Source organism: Thermotoga sp. RQ7 (genome assembly GCF_000832145.1).
GTDB classification, from domain to species: domain Bacteria; phylum Thermotogota; class Thermotogae; order Thermotogales; family Thermotogaceae; genus Thermotoga; species Thermotoga neapolitana.
In genome coordinates, this window is the sequence record NZ_CP007633.1 from 325,070 (window position 1) to 342,060 (window position 16,991).

18 protein-coding genes are annotated in these 16,991 nt (G+C 49.8%); 6 read left to right on the forward strand and 12 right to left on the reverse strand.

The features are described 5' to 3' along the window. Positions 1 to 18: 18 nt before the first annotated feature. The 4 genes from rpsR to TRQ7_RS01745 all read right to left on the reverse strand — a co-directional run bounded on the left by rpsR (position 19) and on the right by TRQ7_RS01745 (position 1,604). Positions 19 to 246 carry a 30S ribosomal protein S18 gene (gene rpsR / locus TRQ7_RS01730; RefSeq protein ID WP_038066246.1) on the reverse strand — a complete coding sequence of 76 codons (228 nt, stop codon included), beginning with the start codon at positions 244 to 246 and terminating at the stop codon, positions 19 to 21. Positions 247 to 260: 14 nt separating this feature from the next. Continuing rightward, positions 261 to 689, reverse strand: coding sequence for a single-stranded DNA-binding protein (locus TRQ7_RS01735; protein WP_041843865.1), 429 nt, complete (start codon positions 687 to 689; stop codon positions 261 to 263). After that, on the reverse strand, positions 689 to 1,072 hold the full coding sequence (rpsF, locus tag TRQ7_RS01740) for a 30S ribosomal protein S6 (protein ID WP_012644945.1): 384 nt from the start codon (positions 1,070 to 1,072) through the stop codon (positions 689 to 691). Before rpsF ends, TRQ7_RS01735 begins: the two co-directional genes overlap by 1 nt. Positions 1,073 to 1,148: 76 nt before the next feature. Then, on the reverse strand, positions 1,149 to 1,604 hold the full coding sequence (locus TRQ7_RS01745; RefSeq protein WP_012644946.1) for a metal-dependent transcriptional regulator: 456 nt from the start codon (positions 1,602 to 1,604) through the stop codon (positions 1,149 to 1,151). Positions 1,605 to 1,681: 77 nt separating this feature from the next. Between TRQ7_RS01745 and TRQ7_RS01750 the strand changes: the two genes are divergently transcribed. Next, positions 1,682 to 1,996, forward strand: a complete 315-nt coding sequence (locus tag TRQ7_RS01750) for a hypothetical protein (protein ID WP_236681743.1) — start codon at positions 1,682 to 1,684, stop codon at positions 1,994 to 1,996. Here the strand turns inward: TRQ7_RS01750 and TRQ7_RS01755 are convergent. The 4 genes from TRQ7_RS01755 to TRQ7_RS01770 are packed head-to-tail and all read right to left on the reverse strand — an operon-like array spanning position 1,984 to position 8,361. Continuing rightward, entirely contained in the window at positions 1,984 to 3,324 is a 1,341-nt protein-coding gene (locus TRQ7_RS01755; RefSeq protein ID WP_041843866.1) for an FAD-dependent protein, read from the reverse strand. The genes TRQ7_RS01750 and TRQ7_RS01755 overlap by 13 nt on opposite strands. 5 nt (positions 3,325 to 3,329) lie before the next feature. Continuing rightward, positions 3,330 to 4,967, reverse strand: a complete 1,638-nt coding sequence (locus TRQ7_RS01760) for a CehA/McbA family metallohydrolase (protein WP_041843867.1) — start codon at positions 4,965 to 4,967, stop codon at positions 3,330 to 3,332. A 13-nt stretch (positions 4,968 to 4,980) separates the two neighbouring features. After that, positions 4,981 to 7,089: a carbohydrate ABC transporter permease gene (locus TRQ7_RS09710; protein WP_041843868.1), complete on the reverse strand. Its 2,109-nt coding sequence runs from the start codon at positions 7,087 to 7,089 to the stop codon at positions 4,981 to 4,983. A gap of 9 nt (positions 7,090 to 7,098) precedes the next feature. Then, entirely contained in the window at positions 7,099 to 8,361 is a 1,263-nt protein-coding gene (locus TRQ7_RS01770; RefSeq protein WP_041843869.1) for a sugar ABC transporter permease, read from the reverse strand. A gap of 96 nt (positions 8,362 to 8,457) precedes the next feature. On the opposite strand from TRQ7_RS01770, the gene TRQ7_RS01775 reads away from it, so the two are divergent. The 5 genes from TRQ7_RS01775 (at position 8,458) to TRQ7_RS01795 (ending at position 13,332) form a co-directional block, all read left to right on the forward strand. Continuing rightward, on the forward strand, positions 8,458 to 9,717 hold the full coding sequence (locus tag TRQ7_RS01775; RefSeq protein WP_041843870.1) for an ABC transporter substrate-binding protein: 1,260 nt from the start codon (positions 8,458 to 8,460) through the stop codon (positions 9,715 to 9,717). 123 nt (positions 9,718 to 9,840) lie between these two features. Then, positions 9,841 to 11,157, forward strand: coding sequence for an NCS2 family permease (locus tag TRQ7_RS01780; RefSeq protein ID WP_041843871.1), 1,317 nt, complete (start codon positions 9,841 to 9,843; stop codon positions 11,155 to 11,157). Positions 11,158 to 11,195: 38 nt separating this feature from the next. Further along, the gene (locus TRQ7_RS01785) at positions 11,196 to 11,936 is read left to right on the forward strand and encodes a basic amino acid ABC transporter substrate-binding protein (protein WP_041843872.1); all 741 of its coding nucleotides are present in this window, start codon (positions 11,196 to 11,198) and stop codon (positions 11,934 to 11,936) included. A gap of 14 nt (positions 11,937 to 11,950) precedes the next feature. Next, a complete protein-coding gene (locus TRQ7_RS01790; RefSeq protein WP_041843873.1) occupies positions 11,951 to 12,601 on the forward strand; it encodes an amino acid ABC transporter permease in 651 nt (216 codons plus the stop codon). Next, positions 12,598 to 13,332, forward strand: coding sequence for an amino acid ABC transporter ATP-binding protein (locus TRQ7_RS01795; protein ID WP_041843874.1), 735 nt, complete (start codon positions 12,598 to 12,600; stop codon positions 13,330 to 13,332). Before TRQ7_RS01790 ends, TRQ7_RS01795 begins: the two co-directional genes overlap by 4 nt. Here TRQ7_RS01795 and TRQ7_RS01800 read toward each other — a convergent pair. The 4 genes from TRQ7_RS01800 to TRQ7_RS01815 are packed head-to-tail and all read right to left on the reverse strand — an operon-like array spanning position 13,277 to position 16,915. Further along, the gene (locus TRQ7_RS01800; RefSeq protein WP_041843875.1) at positions 13,277 to 14,950 is read right to left on the reverse strand and encodes a penicillin-binding transpeptidase domain-containing protein; all 1,674 of its coding nucleotides are present in this window, start codon (positions 14,948 to 14,950) and stop codon (positions 13,277 to 13,279) included. The genes TRQ7_RS01795 and TRQ7_RS01800 overlap by 56 nt on opposite strands. Next, on the reverse strand, positions 14,947 to 15,285 hold the full coding sequence (locus TRQ7_RS01805) for a hypothetical protein (RefSeq protein ID WP_012644959.1): 339 nt from the start codon (positions 15,283 to 15,285) through the stop codon (positions 14,947 to 14,949). The genes TRQ7_RS01800 and TRQ7_RS01805 overlap by 4 nt, the downstream gene beginning before the upstream one ends. After that, positions 15,282 to 15,905, reverse strand: coding sequence for a hypothetical protein (locus TRQ7_RS01810; protein ID WP_038066271.1), 624 nt, complete (start codon positions 15,903 to 15,905; stop codon positions 15,282 to 15,284). Before TRQ7_RS01810 ends, TRQ7_RS01805 begins: the two co-directional genes overlap by 4 nt. Continuing rightward, complete coding sequence (locus tag TRQ7_RS01815; RefSeq protein ID WP_012644961.1) at positions 15,905 to 16,915, reverse strand: rod shape-determining protein; 1,011 nt, start codon at positions 16,913 to 16,915, stop codon at positions 15,905 to 15,907. The genes TRQ7_RS01810 and TRQ7_RS01815 overlap by 1 nt, the downstream gene beginning before the upstream one ends. Positions 16,916 to 16,991: the final 76 nt, after the last annotated feature.

The following is a 16,991-nucleotide window of genomic DNA, read 5'->3' on the forward strand; positions in this document are numbered from 1 at the left end:
CATCGGCGCCCTTTTGTTTTATATCTTCAGGTAAGGAAGTAGTCCCATCTGTCTTGCTCTCTTGATGGCCACCTTCACCATTCTCTGGTGCTTGGCGCACGTTCCGGTGAGCCTTTTTGGAATGATCTTTCCCTTGTCCGTGAGGAAATCACTGAGGAGTTTTGTGTCTTTATAGTCAACGTAATCCAATTTCATCTCACAGAGTCTGCACTTTTTGATCTTCTTTCTTCTTCTTCTGTAAGCCACAGCACACACCTCCCTCAGAATGGCGGTTCGTCTTCACTGAAGGTATCATCGGTGAAATCTTCCTCTGGAATCTCCAGTTTTTCTTCGATGTCTTCGCTGGGCATCTCGACAGGCTTTCTGTCCATGAACCTCACGACGTTCGCAACCACCTCTGGAGAGACCCTCTTTTCTCCGGTCTGGGTTTCCCATCTTCTCATTCTCATTTCACCTTCGACGAGAATGAGTCTTCCCTTAGTGAGGTACGTTCTTGCAAACTCTGCGAGCCTTCCAAAGGTCACCACCCTGAAAAAGTCCGTCGTCTGGGCATCGTCGGGGGTGTTCTTCCTTGGAACCCTATCCACTGCTATCGTGAAGGTGGTGACGGGTGTTCCACTCAGGGTGTATCTCTCTTCAGGGTCTCTCACGAGTCTTCCAATGAGGATGATCCTGTTGAAAAAAGACATCAGGCTTCGGTTCCTCCTTCACCCTCAGAGACCTCAGCCTCTTTCTTTTCGCTCTGAGCCTTCCTCTCTTTCTTTTCCAGGTCAAACCTTCTGAAGGTCTGCCATCTGATGATCTCCGGGGTTATCCTGTAGAAATTCTCCAGTTCCTGAAGGTGCTGTCCGTCACACCTGAAGTAGATCACCGTGTAGTCTCCTTCGCTGAACTTTTTGATCTCGTAGGCGAACTTCCTCATGCCCATCCTTTCGACTTTGTCGATCTTTCCCTTGACCCTCTCTTCGATGATTCCTTTGACTCTTTCGACGAGTTTTTCTCTTTCTTCTTCTGGTACGTTTGGAGCGATGATGAACATGCTCTCGTAGATCCTCTCCTTCACGTAAGCCACAAAAACTCACCTCCCTCGGACATCTGGCCCCACCTCCGGTTCGGTGGAGCGGGATTTCACTCTCACGATTATACCATCACCTTTTGAGTCTGCAAAGGGTTGGAAACTCTCCTGTTTCCAGATATTCTTTGAAGCCCTTTATACAGATGGGCGTTATGTGAGGACAGTGTGTGAGGAAGTTCATGAAGTCGACGACCCTGTCTGCTATCTTCTCCTCGAGATTGAAGAAGATCTCCCACGCACCCTTTTCTGCCTCTTCCTCATCGAGGAACAGGATCTTCTTCAAAAACTCCTTCAGGTTGTTGAAGCGCTCCAGTTCTTTCTGGGCAAGTTCTGTACCCTTTTTTGTGAGGGAAATGGGGCCCCTTCTCACGTAGTTTATCAGTTTTTTCGATGCGAGTTCTTCGAGGATTTGCTTGGCAGATGGCATCTTCACTCTGAGAAAATCCGATACTTTCTTCAGCCTTGTGCTTCCCTCATCCAGTGTCAAAAGGACCGCAAGAAGGTATCGCTTTTCGGTCGGTGATAACATATTTCTACCTCCCTTTAAGGTTATTCTAACACAGATGTCGGGATGGTAGAATATCGTTGAACGCAGGTGAAGGGGTGATGAAGTTGAAGTTCTTCGGAATGGTCCTGATACTCCTTGGGGTACTCATTCTTCTTTCTGTCTTCAACGTCTTCGATGTTTCCTTTGGAAAGTTTCTGGGCTTTGTCTTTGCGGCACTCTTTGGTTACACGGGGGTGAACGCCCTCGTGAGGAAGGGCTTCCCTAACGGGCTTGTCTCCTGTGCGATAGCCCTCGTTCTTGTGCTTCACGTTTTCGGTGTCCACAGGTTCACCTTCTGGGAAGGTTTCGTTGTTTTCTTCTCTGTTCTTCTCATAGAGTGGGGATTCTTTGCGATTCTCTCTCACAGGGGCTGAATCTTCATTCCCATTGCTCTCATGTAGCCCATCGATGTGGCGTACTGGACCGATCTTGTCCAGCCTGAACAGTCTCCGATGACGTGAAGGTCTTCCACCACGTCGTTGAGGAACTTGTTGGTGTAGAACTTCACCTCGACCGCGTAGAGCAGGTTGTCGAAGTAAGCAGCCCCCGGTATCACCCTGTCGAGGTTCTCAACGAAGTCCACAAGGGACTCTCTTATCTTCGAGGGGAACACGAGGTTCGCGTCTCCGAGAATGTAACTTTCCGGGTCCAGGGTGGGGTGGACCCTTCCAAGCCTTTTGGTCCTTCTGAACTCTTTGAAATCACCATACGTCTGGAGAATCACTTTTTCCCTGTCTCCTGCGAGGATGTTTGCGAGTTTTGCGAGATTCACCCCGTAGCCCGTCGGGTCTTTGAAGGGCTCTGTAAAACGCGTGGTGACCAGGATGGCAAAGTTCGTGTTCTCTGTCTTTCGAAGACTGTCCGAGTATCCGTTCACCGTGGTGAAGTCCTCGTACTTTTCCAGGGTCACCTTCCCTGCCGGGTTCTGACAGAAGATCCTGCAGATGTAACCCGTTTTCGTTCTGTAACGGATCTTCACCTCGTACATGTCGGAGAAGGGATCCATAACGTGGTTTGGAAGTTCGTATCTGATTCCGATGTCGACGAACTGATTCGGTTTCACAAGTTGTGGGTACTTCTCTTTGAGACGTTCCATGAGTCTGTGACCACTTCTTCCTACGGCGATCACGAGTTCATCGAATTCGAAGTCTCCCTTTTCGGTGTGTACCCTGTGGGGTGGCCCAAAGTCCACGTCCTCTGCGGTAACTCCGAAGAGAAATTCGATGTTTTCGAACGAGGAAAAGTGTCTGTATATGTTCTCGTTCGTCTCTTTGAGTATGTCAGTTCCCAGATGGAAGAAGTACGACTTCACCGGCTCAAAGCCGTGGTGGTAGAAGAGTTTGTAGACTCTCTCGTTCGAAAAGGACTCTCCAAACTCGATCTTTTTTCCGTCTCTTTCGAAGGATCTCAGATAGTTTATGAGGCCTTCTCTTCTGTCAGCGGCTGGCTTGTAGCCGGAAAACTTCAGGTAGAACTCCACCGTCTTTGCCTGGATTTCGAGGGGAATGTAGATCTCTCCTCCCATGCCGTATGAGATGAAGATCTTTCCATCCATCCTCACACCGGAGATGGTGTTGTGGGCGTAGTCCTTTCCCCTCTCAAGAATGGTGATCCTGTAGTTGTTTATCTTTCCACTCTCTATGAGGCCGTGGATGAAACCGATTGCACTCGCACCAAAGCCGATGATTCCAAGTCTCTTCAACCGGCTCACTCCCCAAGCAGTTTCTTCAACTCTTCGATCGTGACAACCTCACCTTTTATCTGTTCCAGATAGATCTTTCTGTACTCTTCATCACCACCCGGCACGATGTATATTTTACCTTTGAAGTTTTCAATGGCTTCCAGTTCTTTCTGAGAGAGTTTCTTGGCAAAATTCAGTCCACCTTCTTTCGGTGTCGAGATGATGAGGATGTCAACGCCTGAAAGATCTTTCAGCATCACCTTCGGATACTCCACTCTGTATCCTTTCTTTTCCAGTTCTTCTGCAAGGACTTTGAGTTTTTCCAGATGGTCGTTTTCGTGGAGGGTGTCTATCATGATCACACCCTTGAGTTTTTCTTTGACGAAGAAACTCGCCGACTGAACGATCTTTCCATCAACGAGGAAGGATACCCGGTGATATCCTTTCTTCAGCGTTTTTGTGGGAACGACGAACCTTTTAACCTGGTACGGAGAAAACTTCTGTGGTACCTCCCTGAGCGCTTCATCGTCCAGAAGAACCGAGAGCGTCACTTCTTTTTCTTCATCCGTCACGTTGTAGACCTCGAAGTAGATCTTTGCGGACTCACCCTCGTGGATCTCCTCCGGAGACACCCTCACACTGTTCACGTAGACAGAAGACGGTATCTGAAACCAGATCGGTGAGGTGACGATTTCGTCACCGTCCATCTGTTTCATGTAGACGAAGTACCATTCGTAACCATCGGAAGGTGTGACCGAGAGGGTCAGGTTCAGTCTTTCTATGTTCGGTCTGAGTTCCAGAACGGTCCCACTCTGGGAGATGACGGCAAGGTAGAGGAGTTTTTCCGTATCCTGATACTCGACGGTCAGAGTCCTTGGGGAAAGATCGTCCACGAAGACGACGTCTCCCATGAGGTACTGGTTGCTCTTAAAAAGAACTCGAACGTTTCTGTCTTCACTTCCGAAGGTGTGTCTCTTCCAGAGGGCGTCCATGATGGAGTCGTAAGTCAGTGCGTCTGCCACTATCCCCGTTCTTGCCTCGTTTGCGCTTCCCCAGTTTGGCTTGTGGTTGTCCTGTCCGACGGTGGCTCCAAGGTGCCATCCTCTGTTGAGTGCGAGGATGTAGTTTCCGTACATCTCGGGGTTTATCACATCACCCGAGGACCAGTTTCCGTTTCCCACCTCGATCAAATTCACGTACTCGTCCGCCTCGGGAAAATACCTGAACGAGTCGAAGGTTCCAAAGGTGCTTATGGGATGGTTGAACTGGGCAAGTTTTCTGTGTTCGACGAGCCACCTGTAGAAGCCCTCCAGACTGCTCTCTCTGTTTCTGTCGATCCACTCGAGGGACTCGTACACGTTTATGTGCCCAACACCCGCCGTCCACTCGAACCCCTGAAGGGCTACGAACTTTCCATCTTCCGTGTGTCTTTCTGCGGCAAGTTTTGTCAGATACGGCTTTGTCTTGCCGTTTATCTTCTGAGCAAAATAGTAGGCGTGGTCCGTGATCGCAAGAACGTCGAGGTAGTTCTTCGCGTATTCGTAGGCCTGATCCGGTGTTCCGGAGCCGTCAGAGTAGGACGTGTGAGAGTGCAGATTTCCGTAGTATATCCCTCCAAAGGCCACACAGGAAAGAACAAGTAAAAAGAGCACCAGTTTCTTCATTTTATCGCCTCCCTCACTTCAGTCCGGTCCTTGCGATTCCCTGTATGAAGTACTTCTGGGTGAAGATGAACAGGATCACCACGGGAAGAATGGAGAACGTTGCCGCCGCCATGAGGAGGTTGTACTGTGTTCCCACGTCGGAACTGAACGCCTGAAGTCCCACGGGGAGTGTTCTGTACTTTTCGCTGTTCGTCACGATCAGAACCCAGAGGAAGGCGTTCCAGCTTCCAACGAACTTCAAAAGTGCCGAGGTGATCACGGCTGGTCTGCTGAGAGGAACGACTATCTGCCATAGGAACCTCCAGTGAGAACACCCATCTATCTTCGCAGCGTCGAAGAGTTCTTTTGGAATGGTCAGAAAGTGCTGTCTCAGAAGGAATATGGCAAAGACACTGACGATCCAGGGAACGATCAGAGCGTAGTAGGTGTCTATCCAGCCAAGTTTCGATATCGTGATGAAGTTGGGAACGAGGAGCACCTCACCCGGAATCATCATCGTGGCAAGAAAGAGCCCGAAGATGAAATCCCTTCCCGGAAAGACCATCCAGGAGAAGGCGTATGCGGCAAGGGACGCGGTGATCACCTCAAGGATGGTCGTTGCGGAGGCAACGAAGAAGGTGTTGAAATAGTATCTTGGAAACGGAGCGGCGTTCCAGGCATCGACGTAGTTCTGAAAGATGTTCGCCAGCACCTCACGGAAGGAAAACCTGAGTTTCACGGATTTTATGGGTTCGTCGCTCAAAAAGACAGCGGGAACACCCTCAAGGAGGATCTCTATGACCTCACCGTTTTTCACCCGGACTTCCTTCACGAAATCTGGAGCGTCCACGATCTTCCAGGAACTCATGGCATCCTCGTAGGCCTTTCTGAGAACGGCAACACTTCTGAGGTACTGCGCAATCGCACCGAGCACATCTTCGCTCAGATCAATCTGGGAGAGTTTTGACTTCAGGACCCTGTAGGTGGAACTATCGAAGAGAACGGTGTCCAGTTTCTCCATCATCGTGGAAAAGTCTTCCTCTTCGATGCCATTTTCTTGTGCTAGACTGATCAGAGAAGAGATGACGGGTTTCAACGTGGCTATGGTGAGAAGGTCGATGTGATACTTTTCTGAGATCTCTTTTTCCTTCAACGACACGTAGTTTTCCAGAAGGTTTTCTTTCGACTCTTTCAGGAGTTTCTCAACAATTTTTCTGTCGGGGAAGCGTTCTATCTTCTTCAAAAAGAGCGCTTCTCTTTCTTTTTCACTCATCGCCCTTGCAACGATGTTCTTTTCGACCGTGAGGTTCTGAGCGCTCTGGAAGAACTCATTGACCTCGAGGTAGTAGGAGATGTTGTCTTTTATCCCTTCGATGGGAAGGACCACTCTGTTTTCGTACACGGAAACGAGAGGGTTGTCTCCAGAGTACTCGAGGTTCACACCTTTCAGTATTGCATAGAGATCCCTTATTTCGTTGTCGGAGAGAATGAGTGTGCTTCCTGCCTTCATCTTCTCTACGTTCTCCTGGAGTGTGGAGAGTTCTTTCTTTTTGGCTTCAAGAAACAGGCGGAACCTCTCTCTTTCTGCGTCGTCTTTTATTCTCAGTTCTGTGAACCTTTCAAGTTGAGAGATCGTTCTCAGCGAGCTCTCTATCATACTCGAAATCTCGTTTATCAAGGTTGCCCTCTGAAAGTATGGACTCGCACCGCTTCTGTAGTGAATGAAGAACTGCTCGAAAAACTCCTCCGGCGTGTTCCAGGAAAGTTCAAAAGGAGCCTTCGAAGCGATTTCTCTGACTCTTTCCTCGTCCACCTTCGTTGTGTACCTTGCTCCTTTCAGAGGGATCGTCATCGTTCCTCTGTAGAACGGGTCGTCGTTCACCGTGATGGTCAGAAGGTTTTCCTCTTTCACCTTCAGTGCGTAGGCCTCCCTCAAGCTGACTCCCCTGGACACCTTCTGAACACCTGGTTTCAGGACCACCTTCACATCACGGGAAAATGAGAAGTTCTTCGTGTAGAACTTCGGAGGCCACTGCTGTACCTCAGAGGGTGCCTTGAAGGAAGTGAGCACCATCCAGACGAAGGGCCCAAGCATGATGACAGCACCGAATATGAGAAGGAGGTAAACGATCAGTTTCTTCACGCTACCACCTCACGATACGTACTCGACCGCTCTTCTTCCAACCCTGTACTGAATGAAGGTGAAGACGAGGATGATGGCGAAAAGGATGTACGCTGCCGCCGAGGCGATTCCCATCCTCTGCTGTCTGTAGAACAGATCGAACACGTAGTACACGAGCGTCATTCCACTGTTGTTGTAAGGGCCGGGAAGTCCATCGTAGAGAATGTAAATTTCTGCAAAGACCTTGAAGGCGCCTATGAGGGAGACGATGAGCAGAAAGAACGTCGTTGGAGACAGAAGGGGCCAGGTGATGTAGAAGAACTTCTGGAAGGAATTCGCACCGTCGACCTCCGCCGCTTCGTAGTAGGACCTGTCTATGTTCTGAAGGCCCGCAAGGAATATCACCGCGTCGTACCCCACGGTCTTCCAGACAGAGACTATGGCGATCGTGGGGATCGTCCACCTTTCATCTTTCAGCCAGGAAACTGGATCTATGTGAAACAGTGAAAGGATGTAGTTCAAAAGACCGAACTCGTCGTTGAATATCCACTTCCAGACAAGGGATATGGCGACGACGGACGTGACGAAGGGAATGAAGTAGGCGGTCCTGAAGAAGACCCTGAATTTGACGTTGCTGTTCAAAAGGAGGGCTATCACAAGAGACAGAAAGATCTGGGTTGGAACACTGAGTATCACGTAATAGAGCGTGTTCGTGAGAGCCTTGAGGAAGAGGTTCTTGTCCTTTGCATCGAGCAGAAAGTTCACCATCCCGGGAAGAGAGGAACGAAGTTCCACGAAGGCAAAAACCACAAGAAACAGAACGAACCAGATCCAGGTGTTTTTCATGTTCAGTCTTCTGAAATCATACACCAGCCACGACCAGGAGATCGCCGCCACAAGGAAGGAAAGCAGAGGATTTTCTACGTTGAACAGGTTCAAGGCAACGTACATCATGACAACAGCCACGTTCGAGAGGATTCCAGAGAGCGTTCTTTTCTTAAAAAGGTGAACGATCAGAAGAACAACGGCGGCCGCAACGGCAAGGTGGAAGAAGGTGTTCAAAACGGTGAATATGAATGAGTACTTCGGAGGATAGTCGAAGCGAAAGATCTCGATGTAGTTGTCGAGCCCTGTGAAGTAGGGATTTTTCATGTTTCTGAAGTCCCACTTGAAGAAACTCAGAACGAAGGAAAAGCCAACCGGCCAGAAGACGAACATACCGAGGACCGCAAGCGAAGGAAGCAGAAAAAGATACGCAAGGACCGTCTCCTTGAGCTTTTTCGATACCTTCATCTTCAGCCCTCACTTCCCTGTGGTTTCTTCACACTCAAATTATAACCTATGCGGTATAATTCATTGTGGTGAAAGCTCAAGAAAGGAGGGATTTCTGTGAAGAAAGTTCTTGTTCTTTTGATGGTGGTTTTGAGTGTTTTGGCTCTTTCGAAGGTGAAGGTCACGTTCTGGCACGCCATGGGTGGTGGTCACGGTAAGACACTTCAGGAGATAGTTAACACCTTCAACGAACTCCATCCCGACATCGAAGTGGAAGCGGTCTACGTTGGAAACTACGGTGCCCTTTCCCAGAAGCTCCTTGCGGCCGCACAGGCAGGAGAGCTTCCCACCATCGCCCAGGCGTACTCCAACTGGACGGCAAAACTCATACAGAGCGGAGTTGTGCAGCCTCTGAACGAGTTCGTGAACGATCCAAAGATAGGCCTCACGAAAGAAGAATGGGAAGACATCTTCGAACCTTTGAGGAAGAACTGTATGTGGGGTGACACCATATACGCTGTTCCTTTCAACAAGAGTCTCTATGTACTCTACTACAACGCGGATGCCTTTGCGATGTACGGTGTGGACGTTCCCAAAACGATCGATGAGCTCTACGAGGCAGCACGTATCATGACGGAAGATTTCGACGGAGACGGAAAGATCGACCAGTACGGATTTGGCTTCAGAACCACCGTTGACTTCTTCCAGATTCTTCTCACTCTGCGCGGTGGATCCATTCTGAAACAAGTCGATGGGAAGTGGGTGTCCAACATCGACAGTCAGGAAACAAGAGAAGTTCTTGCTTTCGTGAAGAAGATGGTCGACGATGGTATCGCCTACTACCAGGGAGGATACCTGGATGGGGTCTTTGGACAGCAGAAGATCATGATGTACATAAGCACGATAGCGGGAAGACCCTACGTTGAGCAGTCCACGAAGGGTAAGTTCACGTGGAGCTGGGCACCCGTTCCCACCTGGGTGACGAACAAGGTGCCTTTCGCGGGAACGGATATCATCATGTTCAACACAGCAAGTGAAGAAGAAAAAAGAGCAGCCTGGGAGTTCATGAAGTACCTCATCTCTCCTGAAGTGACCGCCTACTGGGCGATAAACACGGGTTACATTCCGGTGAGAAGAAGTGCCCTCGAGACCTCCATCTGGAAAGAGGCGGCAAAGTCCGATCCTCTGCTTGAGATACCACTTTCTCAGATAGACAACGCCGTGTTCGATCCGCAGATTGGTGTCTGGTACGAGATCAGAACGGTCGTTGGAAACATGTTCTCCGATTTCATAAACGGAAAAGTCGATATGGAAACGGCGATAAAGACGGCGGATCAGAAGATAAAAGAGTATCTGAAGGAAGAGTACGGCGAATGAGCGGGAGGGTGTTCCTCCCGCTTTTCTTTTGTTTAAAGTGCTCTTAAAGAAAACATGAGAGAATCAAAACAAAGCCTGGGATCTTCCGATCCCTTTAAATTTTTTATACCGGAGGTGAGGTGTGTGTTCCATCTGAAAGAGCATGGAACGAACGTGAAAACGGAGATCTTTGCGGGCATCGCCACTTTCCTCACCATGGCCTACATCGTCTTCGTGAACCCCTCCATCCTCGTTCAGGCGGTTGGAGTGGACGCGGGAAGTCCTCTGTATCAGCAGTTCTTCGGAGCCTTCATGGTCGCAACGATCCTGGGATCTGCCACGGCAACACTCGTGATGGCGTTCTTTGCCAACTATCCCTTCGCACTCGCTCCCGGTATGGGACTGAACGCGTACTTCACCTACACAGTATGTCTTGGAATGGGGATCGACTGGAGGGTGGCACTTGCGGCAGTTTTCGTTGAAGGTCTTATCTTCATCGGTCTGACGCTCGTTGGATTCAGAAAGTTCGTGGCCGGCATCATCCCTGAATCCATAAAGATCGCAATCTCTGCTGGAATCGGGTTTTTCATAGCGTTCATAGGATTGAGGAGCGCAGGGATCGTCGTGTCGAATCCTGCAACCTCCGTTGCCTTAGGCGATCTCACAAATCCCGGGGTTCTCGTGACTGTTGTGGGGCTTCTTGTGATCGTGGCGCTTTACCACAGGAAGATTCCGGGTGCTGTGATGATCGGGATCCTCGTTGCAACACTCGTGGGTGCCATTCCGGGAATAGGTGTTACGAAGTACCAGGGGATCGTTGGACCCATTCCGGACATTTCCCCCACGTTCATGAAACTCGACTTTTCTGGGTTTCTGAGTCTTGATTTCTGGATCGTGGTCCTCACGTTCTTCTTCGTTGACTTCTTCGACACGCTCGGCACCATCACGGGGCTTGCCCAGAGTGCCGGCTTCATGAAGAACGGGGAGCTTCCACGAGCAAACAGGGCGTTTCTTTCGGACGCCATAGGAACCTCGGTTGGTGCCCTCTTCGGTACATCGACGGTGACGACCTACATAGAGAGCGGTGCAGGAATAGCAGAGGGTGGAAGGACGGGACTCACTGCTCTCGTTGTGGCACTGTGTATGCTCGCCATGCTCTTCTTTGCACCCCTTGCCCAGACGGTTCCCGGATACGCCACAGCCCCCGCTCTGATCTTCGTCGGAGCCCTCATGATAGGAAACCTCGGAAAAGTCAGATGGGATGACATAACAGAGGCACTGCCTGCGTTCATCACGGTCATAGCGATGCCTCTCACGTACTCCATAGCAAACGGTATTGCACTCGGAGTCATCTCCTACGCTCTGGTGAAACTCTTTTCCGGAAAATCAAAAGAAGTGCACTGGTTCACGTGGATTCTTGCGCTTGCCTTTGCGCTGTGGCTTCTCTTCATAAAGCATTGATATGCAAAAAGATGGTATAATAACTCAGGGGTGATAGAATGAGAAGGCTGATCGCAGTACTGGTTCTTGCAATTTCAATGGTGGCTTTTTCAGGAGCCATCGAGGAGATCAAAAGCAGAGGGTACCTTCTTGTTGGACTCTCTGCGGACTTTCCACCTTTTGAGTTCGTCGATGAGAACGGAAACATCGTGGGATTCGATGTAGATCTTGCAAAGGAAATAGCAAGAAGGCTTGGTGTGGAACTCAAGATAGTCGACATGACCTTCGACGGGCTCATTCCAAGTCTTCTGACAAAGAAGATCGATATGATCATCTCCGGTATGACGATCACAGAAGAGAGAAAAAAAGTTGTGGCCTTCTCCGATCCGTACTTCGATGCGGGACAGGTCATCGTGGTGAGAAAGGACAGCGACTTTCGGCCGAAGACTTACGAGGACCTTGTGGGAAAGACCGTGGCGGTTCAGATAGGAACCACAGGAGACATAGAGGTTTCGAAATACGATGGAATCAACGTTGTCAGGTTCGACAAGTTTACCGATGCTTTTCTGGAGCTGAAGAGAGGAAGGGCGGATGCCGTGGTGCTGGATTCTGCTACCGCAAGGGCCTTTGTTTCAAAGAACCCTGACCTTGTCATCTCAAGTGATGTTCTCTCCAGTGAACAGTACGGTATCGCCGTGAGGAAAGAGGACACGGATCTTCTTGAGTTCATCAACGGTGTTCTGAGAGAGTTGAAAAAGAGCCCCTACGACGTGCTCATAGAGAAATGGTTCTCAGAGTGATGGAGGAGTGAAGGATGCCAGAATGGTTGGAAGTGATCGTTGACAATCTGCCTCTTCTTCTGAAGGGTGCCCTGCGCACCCTTCAACTTACTTCACTTGCGGTTCTTATAGGACTTGCCATAGGAATCTTCGTCGGTATGGGAAGGCTCTCGAAGTACCGAATTATAAGGTACCCATCTTCCGTCTACGTGGAGTTCATCAGGGGAACCCCGTTGATGGTCCAGCTCTTTCTGGTGTACTTTGGGCTTCCCGAACTTGGCCTTGAGTTCGACAGGTTCACGGCTGCCGTTGTTGCACTGGGCATAAACAGTGGAGCGTACGTTGCCGAGATCGTGAGGGCAGGAATACAGTCCGTACCGAAGGGACAGTACGAGGCGGCAAGATCCCTTGGAATGTCACACTTTCAGGCGATGGTTCACGTGATACTTCCACAGGCGTTCAGGCACATTCTTCCCGCACTTGGAAACGAGTTCATCGCCCTCGCAAAAGACAGCTCTCTTGCGATGGTGATAGGAACGGTCGAACTCATGAGGAGCGCCCAGTACATCGTCAGCAGAACCTTCATGAGTTTTCCCATATACGGTGGAGTGGCGCTGATCTACTTTGCCATCACCTTTTCCGTCTCCAGACTGGTGAAATTGGTGGAAGGCAGGTTGAAGATATGAAAGAGACCGTTTTGAAGATCGAAGGACTCCACAAGTTTTTTGGAAAACTCCACGTGCTCAGGGGAATTGACCTTGAAGTGAAAAAAGGCGAAGTGATATCGATAATAGGACCGAGCGGAAGCGGAAAGAGTACACTTCTTCGCTGCATAAATCTGCTCGAGGAGTACCAGAAGGGGAAGATCTATTTCAAGGGAGAACTCATAACCCACAGGAACATAAACCGGATAAGAAGTTCCATCGGAATGGTCTTCCAGCAGTTCAACCTCTTTCCCCACCTTTCCGTTCTGGAAAACCTCATACTGGCACCGGTGAAGGTGAAGAACATGCCAAAGGAAGAGGCCATAGAGAAGGCAAGAAAACTGCTTGAGAGGGTTGGTCTCATCGACAAGATAAATGAAAAGCCGGGAAACCTCTCCGGAGGCCAGCAGCAGAGGGTGGCGATAGCAAGATCTCTCATGATGGATCCTGAACTCATGCTCTTCGACGAACCCACTTCCGCTTTAGATCCGGAACTTGTGAAAGAAGTTCTCGACGTCATAAAGGATCTTGCGCAGACGGGCATGACCATGCTGATCGTGACACACGAGATGAGGTTCGCACGGGACGTTTCCGACAGAGTGATCTTCATGGATGAAGGAAGGATCGTTGAGAGTGGACCACCGGAGAAGATCTTTTCTAATCCTGAGAGTGAGAGGACGCGTGAGTTTCTCGGACACTTTCTCTCAGTTTGAAGTATTCTGAAAGGACCTCTTTTGCAATCTGGGCGGCTGCACCAGAACCGTAACCTCCATGTTCCACCATCACAACGATCGCAACCTCGGGATCCTCGGCAGGGGCAAAGCCCACAAACCACGAGTGTGGATCACCGTTTGAAGTCTCTGCCGTCCCCGTTTTCCCAGCCACCCTGTAGGGAAAACCCCTGAACACGTGGTACGCGGTTCCGGGGTCTTCCTCTTCGTTTCCCCTGAAGGATGTCACATCGACCATGGCATCTTTGAGGAAAGTCCAGATTTTCTCGTCGATCTGAATCTGTGTTTCGATCTCTGGTTTCACCTCTTCTGAGCCGATCTTTTTGACCACGTGTGGCCTGTAGAACACACCTTCGTTTGCCACAAGTGAGACGAGTTTCAAAAGTTCTACGGGGGTGACCTCGAGGTATCCCTGGCCGATGGACATCAAGATGGTGTCACCGGGATACCATGGTTCTCCGACCTTTTCAATCTTCCACCCAGGCGTTGGAAGAAGGCCTTCCTTTTCTCCGGGAAGGTCTATCCCTGTTTTTTCGAAAATTCCAAACTTTCTTGCGGTCTCCGTCATCTTTTCAACACCGAGTTTCAATCCGAGTTGATAGAAGTAGATGTTGCAGGAGACCCTGATCGCCTTTCTGAGATCTGTTGGGCCGTGCCCTTCTTCTTTCCAGTCCCTGTACCTTGCAACAACCTCTCCTTTACTGTTCCTGTAGTTGAACACTCCGTGGCAGTCGATCTTTTCGTTCGGATCGATCCCGTTCAAAAGAGCAGCCAGAGCCCAGAGGACTTTGATGGCAGAGCCAGGATTGTAGACAGAAGAGATCGCCCTGTTGATGAGAGGAGAGGGAGAATCTCTCAGTAGTCTTTCCCATTCCCTCCTTGTGAACCCTTCATAGAAGTCTTGGGGATTGTACTCCGGGAAAGAAGCCAGAGCGAGAATTTCTCCTGTCTTCACTCTGGAGAGAATCACGGCACCTGGTTTTCCAGCTTCTTCCAGGGATTTTTCCGCGACTTTCTGTATCCTGGAGTCGATGGTGAGCGTTATGTCCTCTCCTGGCTTTGGAGGGCTTTTCATCACTTCTGAGGTGACCCTCCCGGAGGGTTCCACGAACACCATCTTTGCTCCTTCGATTCCCGTCAGAAACTCATCGTAAACACGTTCAACACCGTACATACCCTTTCTGTCCACGTTCACGTACCCCACAACGTGAGATGCAGTGAGGGTGTATCTTCTTCTGTAGTCCAGACTGATGCGCACTCCCTTTTTTGAAAGAACGTCCGCACGTGCCTTATCGAGAACGACCTTTTCACCCCTTATGAGACGAAGGACCTCCTCTGATGTGAGAAGACCTGTTTTTTTCAGTTCATCGATGTTGTTCAACCACGGATCGAGAACGTACACCTCCTCGTCTCTGGCAAGGACCTTTCCATCACTGGTGAGGATCTTTCCTCTGGGAGCAGGCACCTTCACAATCCTCGTCTGAAGAAGTTCCAGATACTTTCTGTGTTCCTCGTGCTCGAGGATCTGAACCTGAAAAGCCTTGATGATGATCAGAACGAACGAAAGTGCCATGAAAAGCAATATCAATCTGTTCTTCACCGCCGCCTCACCCACAACAGAAGGAATATCCCGGAAAGAGCAGACAGAACAAGAGAAACAGAGTCAGAAGGGATACATCCCATCACGATCAAAACAGAAGCGGGCAGGATCATCGATGAGAAATGACCCCTGAGTGCGTCAAGAACAAGAAACGAAAGGAGGATGATCACGTACCAGTAGCTGGGCATGGCAAGGAACCTGATCAAGAGAACAAGAAAAAAGAGGGTGTTTTTCCTTCTGTAGAGAGCAAGTCCAAGAAAGGCAGGGAAAAACATCAGAACGTCTTTGAAGACAAAATCCCAGAGAACACTCAGGACGGCAAGAGCGTAGATCATTCTACCACCCCTACCACGGCCACTCTGTCGGGAAGGTCTTTTTCTGCATTCAGAAGAAAGTACCCCCCGTCGTAACCTGCCACAGTTCCGACGAAAAGAAAGTCCTTCAAAGCCACGTTCCACTTTTCATCTTCCAGGAACACCTTCCATCCCGTCACGTCCACGTCTTCGAGTATGGAAACCCTTGGAACGGCCCCTCCCTTCAACACCCCCACAACGGAAGAAGATGCATTCTCTATCCGAACCCTCTCAACGAAGTCCTCGGAAAACACGGTTTCCACTTTCGAAAGAGGCCCCTTTTCCACAACGATTCCAAGGAATCTCCTCTCGAAGGGATCGAGTACGAGAGAGCCTTCCTGCACCTCTCCGAGAATGTAGAAGTATCCATCACCCCTTCCTGTAACAAAAAAAAGGCCCCCAACACTTTTCGATCCCACGTAGATGTCTCCGGGGTAGATTTTGTTTTTCAGTTTCAAAATGACGTCTTCGATCGACGCCCTCAGTTTCAGGAAGGGAAACGACACTCTGTAGAAAAAAGGATGAAGTTTGTCAGAGACGTCGAACGTTTCGTTCAGAAAGAAGACGGTCAAAAACAGAAGAAAAACAATCGCTTTTTTCATCATCCAGCACCCTGGAGTTTCTTCAGGATGTTCACCTTCTCGAGGACCATTCCCGCTCCTTTCGCAACAGCTGTGAGGGGCTCTTCTGCTCTGATCACGCTGATACCAGTTTCTTTCTGAAGAAGCGTGTCCAGACCCCTCAGAAGGGAACCTCCACCGGTGAGGAAGATTCCCCGCTCTATGATGTCAGAGACGAGTTCGGGAGGTGTCTTTTCCAGAGTTGTCCTCACACTCTCCACAATTGTGACCACGACACTTCTGAGGGCCTCTCTCACCTCTCCACCCTTCAGGGTGAGTTTTCTTGGAAGGCCTGTGGACAGATCTATTCCGGAAACGGTCGTTTCGAGTTCGTCGTTCTCTTTGGACGGGAAAACGTTTCCTATTTCGATCTTCACTCTCTCTGCTGTTCTTTCACCGATCGCCACCCGGTACGTTTCCCTCACGTACTGCATGATGGCCTCATCCATCTCGTCTCCTGCTATACGCACTGACTCCCAGGTGACGATGCTGCCAAGGGAGATCACGGCGACCTCTGTTGTACCACCACCGATATCCACCACCATGTTTCCAGAGGGCTCTTCAACGTTGAGATTGGAACCTATCGCTGCCGCCATGGGCTCTTCTATCAGAAAGACCTTGCTCGCTCCGGCTTCGAGTCCTGCATCCAGTATGGCCCTTCTTTCCACATCGGTGATGCCTATGGGAACACCTATAACAACACGTGGTTTGAGGAAATTAAAGCCGTTTTTTGCCTTGTTTATGAAGTACTTCAGCATCACAAGAGCCACGGTGTAGTCGGCTATTACTCCATCCTTCATGGGTCTTATGGCCTTTATAGTGGCCGGGGTTTTCCCCAGCATGTTTTTCGCTTCGAGACCAACTTTCAGTATTTCGCCTGTAGAGGAATCTATCGCGATCACGGAGGGTTCGTTCACAACGATACCCTTTCCCTTGAGAAAAACGAGCGTATTCGCCGTTCCAAGGTCGATTCCTATGTCTTTTCTTAACACCTTCTTCCCCCTCTCAACAATCTCTTGCTGTTAAGGATTATACCATCTGATAGAATTTCTAGTACGGAGGTGAAGA

Bases quoted from the DNA above. Each gene is read 5' to 3' on its own strand.
- TRQ7_RS01735 (WP_041843865.1), bottom strand. From the start codon at position 689: ATGTCTTTTTTCAACAGGATCATCCTCATTGGAAGACTCGTGAGAGAC.
- TRQ7_RS01745 (WP_012644946.1), bottom strand. From the start codon at position 1,604: ATGTTATCACCGACCGAAAAGCGATACCTTCTTGCGGTCCTTTTGACA.
- TRQ7_RS01750 (WP_236681743.1), top strand. From the start codon at position 1,682: ATGAAGTTGAAGTTCTTCGGAATGGTCCTGATACTCCTTGGGGTACTC.
- TRQ7_RS01760 (WP_041843867.1), bottom strand. From the start codon at position 4,967: ATGAAGAAACTGGTGCTCTTTTTACTTGTTCTTTCCTGTGTGGCCTTT.
- TRQ7_RS01770 (WP_041843869.1), bottom strand. From the start codon at position 8,361: ATGAAGGTATCGAAAAAGCTCAAGGAGACGGTCCTTGCGTATCTTTTT.
- TRQ7_RS01785 (WP_041843872.1), top strand. From the start codon at position 11,196: ATGAGAAGGCTGATCGCAGTACTGGTTCTTGCAATTTCAATGGTGGCT.
- TRQ7_RS01790 (WP_041843873.1), top strand. From the start codon at position 11,951: ATGCCAGAATGGTTGGAAGTGATCGTTGACAATCTGCCTCTTCTTCTG.
- TRQ7_RS01795 (WP_041843874.1), top strand. From the start codon at position 12,598: ATGAAAGAGACCGTTTTGAAGATCGAAGGACTCCACAAGTTTTTTGGA.
- TRQ7_RS01805 (WP_012644959.1), bottom strand. From the start codon at position 15,285: ATGATCTACGCTCTTGCCGTCCTGAGTGTTCTCTGGGATTTTGTCTTC.
- TRQ7_RS01810 (WP_038066271.1), bottom strand. From the start codon at position 15,905: ATGAAAAAAGCGATTGTTTTTCTTCTGTTTTTGACCGTCTTCTTTCTG.